The organism is Pseudomonas sp. Pseusp97, assembly GCF_047304025.1.
Taxonomy (GTDB): domain Bacteria; phylum Pseudomonadota; class Gammaproteobacteria; order Pseudomonadales; family Pseudomonadaceae; genus Pseudomonas.
On record NZ_JBGLYK010000274.1, the window covers coordinates 1 to 6,442 of the forward strand.

At 66.3% G+C, this 6,442-nt stretch carries 8 protein-coding genes; 5 read left to right on the forward strand and 3 right to left on the reverse strand.

Annotated features, from left to right (window positions below):
* Positions 1-88 precede the first annotated feature (88 nt).
* A complete protein-coding gene (locus tag ACCC94_RS26740; protein ID WP_413352628.1) occupies positions 89-682 on the reverse strand; it encodes a nitroreductase family protein in 594 nt (197 codons plus the stop codon).
* Between the two features lie 246 nt (positions 683-928).
* Here ACCC94_RS26740 and ACCC94_RS26745 point away from each other — a divergent pair, with 246 nt between their 5' ends.
* Positions 929-1,378, forward strand: coding sequence for a YcgN family cysteine cluster protein (locus ACCC94_RS26745; RefSeq protein ID WP_413352629.1), 450 nt, complete (start codon positions 929-931; stop codon positions 1,376-1,378).
* Positions 1,379-1,399: 21 nt separating this feature from the next.
* Here ACCC94_RS26745 and ACCC94_RS26750 read toward each other — a convergent pair whose 3' ends face one another.
* Together ACCC94_RS26750 and ACCC94_RS26755 are read right to left on the reverse strand one after the other, a co-directional pair.
* Complete coding sequence (locus ACCC94_RS26750; RefSeq protein WP_413352630.1) at positions 1,400-1,735, reverse strand: CPCC family cysteine-rich protein; 336 nt, start codon at positions 1,733-1,735, stop codon at positions 1,400-1,402.
* Positions 1,735-3,795, reverse strand: a complete 2,061-nt coding sequence (locus tag ACCC94_RS26755) for a S9 family peptidase (RefSeq protein WP_413352631.1) — start codon at positions 3,793-3,795, stop codon at positions 1,735-1,737. Before ACCC94_RS26755 ends, ACCC94_RS26750 begins: the two co-directional genes overlap by 1 nt.
* Before the next feature lie 103 nt (positions 3,796-3,898).
* Between ACCC94_RS26755 and ACCC94_RS26760 the strand changes: the two genes are divergently transcribed.
* The 4 genes from ACCC94_RS26760 (at position 3,899) to ACCC94_RS26775 (ending at position 6,271) form a co-directional block, all read left to right on the forward strand.
* Positions 3,899-4,369, forward strand: a complete 471-nt coding sequence (locus ACCC94_RS26760; protein ID WP_138215163.1) for an MFS transporter — start codon at positions 3,899-3,901, stop codon at positions 4,367-4,369.
* A 63-nt stretch (positions 4,370-4,432) separates the two neighbouring features.
* Positions 4,433-4,879 (forward strand): HIT family protein, encoded by a 447-nt coding sequence (locus tag ACCC94_RS26765; RefSeq protein ID WP_413352632.1) that lies wholly within the window; start codon positions 4,433-4,435, stop codon positions 4,877-4,879.
* Between the two features lie 3 nt (positions 4,880-4,882).
* Complete coding sequence (locus ACCC94_RS26770; protein WP_259753744.1) at positions 4,883-5,656, forward strand: class II glutamine amidotransferase; 774 nt, start codon at positions 4,883-4,885, stop codon at positions 5,654-5,656.
* A 90-nt stretch (positions 5,657-5,746) separates the two neighbouring features.
* Positions 5,747-6,271 (forward strand): DUF2937 family protein, encoded by a 525-nt coding sequence (locus ACCC94_RS26775; RefSeq protein WP_413352633.1) that lies wholly within the window; start codon positions 5,747-5,749, stop codon positions 6,269-6,271.
* The last annotated feature ends 171 nt before the right edge of the window (positions 6,272-6,442 follow it).

The following is a 6,442-nucleotide window of genomic DNA, read 5'->3' on the forward strand; positions in this document are numbered from 1 at the left end:
GAGCTTGCTCGCGAACCCGCACGGCACGGAGTTATGCGGTTCGCGAGCAAGCTCGCTCCTACAAGGGAGGGCAGAGCCGCGCTGGGCATCAGAGCGAGAAATCGCCCTCGGCCACGATTTCCGCCAGAGGGCGGCGGGTATTCGGCACTTCGCGGGCCTGCAGGCTTTCGGCGAGGATCGACTTGTCGCCCAGCTTGCCGATGGCGATCACCGCGTGGATCTCGTGATCCGCCGGGACCTTCAGCTCGGTGCGCGCCAGTTCGCGGTCGAAGCCGGCCATGCCGTGGGTGTGCCAGCCCGCCAGGCTCGCCTGCAGGGCGAGGAAGCCCCAGGCCGAGCCGGTGTCGAAGCTGTGCCACAGCGCGGGCTTCTCCTCGCTGGAGCCGGGCGGGGCAAAGGTGGTCTTGGACAGCACCACCACCAGCGCCGAGGCGTGCTGCGCCCAGCCGCGGTTGAACTCGCCCAGCAGGTTCAGGTAGCGCTGCCAGTTCGGCGTATCACGCAGGGCGAAGAGGAAGCGCCAGGGCTGCGAGTTGAAGGAGGACGGCGCCCAGCGCGCGGCTTCGATGAAGCTCAGCAGGGTGGCTTCGGGAATGGCTTCGCCGCTGAAGGCGCGGGGCGACCAGCGATTGATGAACTGCGGGTCGATGGGGTGCTCGGAAACGCGAGGGTTGGCGCTCATGGTGGCTCCTTGAAGGGCGTGGAATCTGCCGATGGTGCCGTGGTCGGCCGGGCATCGCGGTGGGACGGGCAGTTGGCGGGTCTCGCGGCGCTGGTAGAAGGCAGGCGGACCGCGCCCGTGGGCCGATCAAACTAACCAGCGCGGCCCGCTCTGGCAAGCGCTGCGCGGTCAATGGTCGCCTGCGCTTGGCCTGCGCGCGCGGCGGGCTTAGACTTTGCGCCCCGTGAAATCGCCCCTGATCAAAAAATGGCCGCCAAAGTCGAACCCTTCTGGAAACGCAAGACCCTCGCCCAGCTCGATCAGGAAGAGTGGGAATCGCTGTGCGACGGCTGCGGCCTGTGCTGCCTGCAGAAGCTGGAAGACGAGGACGACGGCGCCGTCTACTACACGCGTATCGCCTGCAAGCTGCTGGACCTGAAGACCTGCCGCTGCACCGACTACGCCAACCGCCGCGCCAGCGTGCCCGACTGCATCCAGCTCACGCCGGCCCAGGCCGACGAGTTCCAGTGGCTGCCGCCGACCTGCGGCTACCGCCTGGTGTCCGAGGGCAAGGACCTGCCGCTGTGGCACCACCTGGTCTGCGGTGATCGGGATGCGGTGCACCACGAACGTATTTCCCAGTCCGGCCGCATGCTCGCCGAGGGCTCGGTGCCCGAGGACGACTGGGAAGAGCACCTGATCTTCCGCGCCGGCTGATCCCTGCGCCGGCTGCTGCCGTCAGCCGCGCAGCCAGTAGCAGGCTTCCTCGCCGGTCAACGGCGCTTCGTCGTCCGGCAATTCCACGCGTTTTTCCCACAGCGGGAACCAGCGCTCGTCCTTCACGTCTTCGATGGTCGCCGGGCGCACCTCCGCGCGGAAGCGCCTTTCGCAGGCGCCCCATTGCACGAAGTTGACCTGCGCTTCGATCAGGCTGACCGCATTGGCGCCGCCGCGTGCGTCGGGGAAGCAGAGCTGCAGGTGATCGTCTTCCCAGCAGCAGATTTCACAAATTTCGTACGAGCCCGGCGGGTCGCCGAAACTGAAGTAGCCGCAGCACGGACAGGTGTAGAGCATCAGGCGTTGCCTTCGATACCCAGCACCTTGAACAGGAAGGCGTATTCCAGCGCCACGTCCTTCAGGCCCTGGTAGCGGCCGCTCATGCCGCCGTGGCCGGCGCCCAGGTCGGTCTTGAGCAGCAGCAGGTGCTCGTCGGTCTTGCTGACGCGCAGCCTGGCCACCCACTTGGCGGCTTCCCAGTACTGCACTCGGCTGTCGTTGTAGCCGGCCACTACCAGCAGGGCAGGATAGTCCTGGGCGCTGACGTTCTCGTAGGGCGCGTAGGCGCGGATTCGTTCGTAGACCTCCGGCTCTTGCGGGTTGCCCCACTCGTCGTACTCGGTGACGGTCAGCGGCAGGTCGGGGTTGAGCATGCTGTTGAGCACGTCGACGAAGGGCACTTCGGCGATGGCCGCGGCGAACAGCTGCGGGCGCTGGTTGAGCACTGCGCCGATCAGCAGGCCGCCGGCGCTGCCGCCGCTGATCGCCAGCTGTGCCGGGGTGCTGTAGCCGTGGCTGAGCAGGTGTTCGGCGCAGGCGATGAAGTCGCTGAAGGTGTTCTGCTTGTGCGCAAGCTTGCCCGCGCGATACCAGGCTTCGCCCAGTTCGCCGCCGCCCCGCACGTGGGCGATGGCGAAGACGAAGCCGCGTTCCAGCAGGCTGAGGCGGGCGTGGGAGAACCACGGGTCGAGGCTCTCGCCATAGGCGCCGTAGCCGTAGAGATAGAGCGGCGCCGGCTTGCCGCGGGCGATGTCTTCCAGCATTTCGCGGCGGCCAACCAGGCTGATCGGCACCTGCACGCCGTCGGCGGCATCGGCCCAGAGGCGGCGGCTTTCATAGGCGTCGGCGTCGAACGGGCCTTCTACCGGGGTTTGCTTGAGGACTTTCTGTTCGCCGCTGGCGAGATCCAGCTGACGGATCTGTGCCGGGCGGTTGAGCGCCTCGTAGCGCAGGCGGATCACCGCGCTGTCGAACTCCAGGCTGTCCTGAACGTAGAGGTTGTAGGCGGCGTCCGGCAGGTCGACGCGGTGCGCCGGCTGGCCGTGCGGGTGTACCTCGACTATCGGCAGGCCGCCTTCGCGCAGGCTCAGGGTCAGGGCGCTGGCGCTCAGGGTCAGCCCTTCGAGCATCACGTCATCCCGGTGCGCCACCAGTTCCTGCCAGTGGGCGCGGGTCGGCTGTGCTTCGCTGGCATGGTAAAGGGCGAAGTTGATGCCGGTCTGGTTGCTGCGGATCAGCCAGGCCCAGTCGTCGTTCAGACGGCCGTGGTCCGGATAGTACTCGTGGCCTTCCTCGCGCGGCGCCAGGCAGATGAACTCGCCTTCGGGCGTATTGGCGTCCAGCACCCAGGCTTCGCTGGTGGTCTTGCTGTTCAGCAGCAGCACCAGCTGGCGCTCGGAGCTGGCGCGGTAGCAGTTGAGGAAGAAGCGCCCGTCGGGCTCCTCGAAGATCAGCTGCGCGCCGCTTTCCCCCAGGCGGTGGCGATAGAGCTTGTGCGGACGATGGGTGTCGTCCAGTTCGCCGAAGAACAGGGTGCGGTTGTCATTGGCCCAGGTCAGGCTGCCATCGCAATCGTCGAAGGGCAGGGCGGTGACGCTGTCGTCAGCCAGTTCCTTCACGTAGAGCGTGTATATCTCATCGCCGCTGGTATCCAGGCTGTAGGCCAGCTTCGAATGATCGGGGCTGATGCTGAAGGCTCCGACCGACAGGAAGCCATCGCCGGCCAGGGCGTTCGGGTCCAGCAGCAGCTGCTCGGCGCTCTCCTCGACGGTCAGCGAACCGTCGGCCGGGCGTGGGCAGCGGTAGTGCCGCGGGTACTCGTCGCCAGCGGTGGTGCGCTGGTAGTAAAGCCAGGGGCCCCAGGGCGTGGGCAGCGACAGGTCGGTCTCGCGGATGCGGCCCTTGATCTCCTGGAACAGGGTTTCCCGCAGCTTCGTCTGAGGAAGAAGCTGATCCTCCAAGTAGGCATTTTCTGCTTTCAGGTAGTCGAGGACGTCCTCGGCGTCGCGGTTTTCCAGCCAGGCATAGGGATCGGCGGCGGCTTCGCGGCGGGCGATGGGGGGCTGACGGTCTGTCATGGCGGCTCCTCGGGGACGGCATGGATGACGCCCGGCTGCGCACCCATGGGTAAAAGCAGCTATCATACGCACCCCTCTGTCGACACCGCACGTACGCACGCGCATGAACGAACACGATTACACGCTTGCCTGGGGCGCCTACATCGCCGCCGGCCTTGGCCTGACCCTGGTCTGGTTCCTGATGACCGGCTGGATGTGGCGCTGGCTGCGCGAACCCCTGCGGGTGATCGTCATCGTCCTGTTGTTCACCCCGACCCCGGTAGACCCGGCGAACAACCTGTACGCCCCGGCGATTGCCATCACTGCGCTGGACGTGGTGTTCAAGGTTGGCAACAACGCCTGGCGCGCCGTCTCCGATCTCGCCCTGGTCCTGCTTGCCGCGTTCGGCCTGTACCTGCTGTTCGTGCTGATCCGCTGGCCGCTGGAGCGTTCGCTGAAGAAGCGTCGCCAGGACAAGGAAGCGGAAGACGAGCCGACCCTCCGCCAGTTGATGCAACCCGAGCTGGTGGAGGGTGTGGACTCCCACCCCAGCGAGCGGCGTGACAACCGCGCGCGGATCGAACCGCGCCTGTAGCGCGCCTTGCGTCCTGCCCCGCACGCGTCCAGCATGAACTGAACGACCTTTCGAGGAGTTCCCATGGACTGCGTGTTCTGCGCCATCGCGGCCGGTCGCGTGCCGGCCCGTATCCTCTACGAAGACGATCATTTCATCGTGCTGCTGGACATCTATCCGCTGCGCCCCGCGCACCTGCTGCTGGTGGCCCGCGAGCACGCACCCTTCCTGCACCAGCTTTCGCAAAGCGCGCAGGAAGACCTGATCCCGCTGGCCGAACGCATGCAGCGCGTGTTGCGCCGCGCCGGCTACGGGCGGGTCGGCATCAACCTGCTGGTCAACGACGGCCCCGCGGCCAACCAGCATGTCCCACATTTTCATCTGCACCTTATCCCGCGTGAACTGAGCGACCTGCCGGCCCTGCTGCTGCGCGCGCTCACGCGGTTCCTGCCGCTGGGGCGGAAAAGGATGCAGAATCGCCTGGAACGCGAGCTGCATCAGCTGCGCGAGGCACTGATGGAGGAGAACTGATTCATGTGCGAGTTGCTCGGCATGAGCGCCAACGTCCCGACGGACATCGTCTTCAGCTTCACCGGGCTGATGCAGCGCGGCGGCGGTACCGGCCCGCACCGCGACGGCTGGGGCATCGCCTTCTATGAAGGGCGCGGCGTGCGGCTGTTCCAGGACCCTTCCGCCAGCGTCGATTCGGAAGTCGCGCGGCTGGTGCAGCGCTACCCGATCAAGAGCGAAGCGGTGATCGGCCACATCCGCCAGGCCAACGTCGGCAAGGTCTGCCTGTCCAATACCCACCCCTTCGTGCGCGAGATGGGCGGCCGCTACTGGACCTTCGCCCACAACGGCCAGCTTGCCGACTTCCATCCCGAGCCAGGTCTATACCGCGCGGTGGGCGATACCGACAGTGAAGCGGCGTTCTGCGACCTGCTAAACCGCGTGCGCCGCGCTTTCCCCGAGCCGGTGCCGGTGGAGGTGCTGCTGCCCACGCTGGTCACCGCCTGCGCCTCCTACCGCGAAAAGGGCGTGTTCAACTGCCTGCTCAGCGACGGCGACTGGCTGTTCACCTTCTGCAGCACCAAGCTGGCCTGGATCACCCGTCGCGCGCCGTTCGGCCCGGCGCGCCTGCGCGATGCCGACCTGACGGTGGATTTCCAGTCGGAAACCACGCCCAACGATGTGGTCACGGTGATCGCCACCGAGCCGCTGACCGATAACGAAAACTGGACGCTGATGCAGGGCGGCGAATGGATGCTCTGGTGGCGCGGCGAGATCGTCACCCAGGGCCGCATCTGATCGGGACGTGAAGCATTCCCGGAATGCCGCTGCGGCAAACGGGAGAATCCGGCGTCGCCTTGCACATCCATAAGAACGAAGGGGAAAAGAATGCTACGCAGCTACGTACGCATGGTGCTGTTTGCGCTGGGGCTGATGGTCGCGGTGCAGGTGCCGGGCTTCATCAAGGACTACGCGCAACGCGTCGACGCCCATCGCATCGAGGCAGCCCAGGCGCTGCAGGGTTTCAAGGACACGTCGGGGCAGTTCTTCAAGGGTGACCTGAACGCTCTGGTGGCCCACTACCGTGGCAGCGCCGACCCGGTGTTCCAGCGCGATGCCGACAACATCGAGCGGCTGATGCGCCGCGCCCAGCTGTTCGAGAACGAATGGCAGGCGCTGCAGGGCAACTGGTACCAGCGCGCGCTGCACATGCTGACGGCGCCCAACCACGAGCTGCTGCAGGAAACCTACGCGAATTATCGCTACCAGGTGGTGCTGGAGCCGGAGGCCATCGGCTGGGCGCTGGCCGGCGGCCTGCTGCTGGCGTGGATTGCCGAGGTGCTGATGGCTTCGCTGGCGGCGCTGGTGGGCCTGGGAGATAACCGTCGCGCTTCGCGGCGTCACTGGAACTGACCGCTATCGTAGGAGCGAGGGGGACGCCATCGTTATTGCTCGCGAACGCTTCTCACCGTCCGGCTCGGTTCGCGAGCAAGCTCGCTCCTACACGCAGATCAAGCTCTGTAGGATGGGTGGAGCGCAGCGATACCCATGCTGGCATGCACGTGCATTGATGGGTATCGCTGC

What these genes read in the sequence shown, in the direction of transcription:
- ACCC94_RS26745 (WP_413352629.1), top strand. Translation starts at nt 929, where the DNA reads ATGGCCGCCAAAGTCGAACCCTTCTGGAAACGCAAGACCCTCGCCCAG.
- ACCC94_RS26760 (WP_138215163.1), top strand. Translation starts at nt 3,899, where the DNA reads ATGAACGAACACGATTACACGCTTGCCTGGGGCGCCTACATCGCCGCC.
- ACCC94_RS26740 (WP_413352628.1), bottom strand. Translation starts at nt 682, where the DNA reads ATGAGCGCCAACCCTCGCGTTTCCGAGCACCCCATCGACCCGCAGTTC.
- ACCC94_RS26770 (WP_259753744.1), top strand. Translation starts at nt 4,883, where the DNA reads ATGTGCGAGTTGCTCGGCATGAGCGCCAACGTCCCGACGGACATCGTC.
- ACCC94_RS26755 (WP_413352631.1), bottom strand. Translation starts at nt 3,795, where the DNA reads ATGACAGACCGTCAGCCCCCCATCGCCCGCCGCGAAGCCGCCGCCGAT.
- ACCC94_RS26765 (WP_413352632.1), top strand. Translation starts at nt 4,433, where the DNA reads ATGGACTGCGTGTTCTGCGCCATCGCGGCCGGTCGCGTGCCGGCCCGT.
- ACCC94_RS26775 (WP_413352633.1), top strand. Translation starts at nt 5,747, where the DNA reads ATGCTACGCAGCTACGTACGCATGGTGCTGTTTGCGCTGGGGCTGATG.
- ACCC94_RS26750 (WP_413352630.1), bottom strand. Translation starts at nt 1,735, where the DNA reads ATGCTCTACACCTGTCCGTGCTGCGGCTACTTCAGTTTCGGCGACCCG.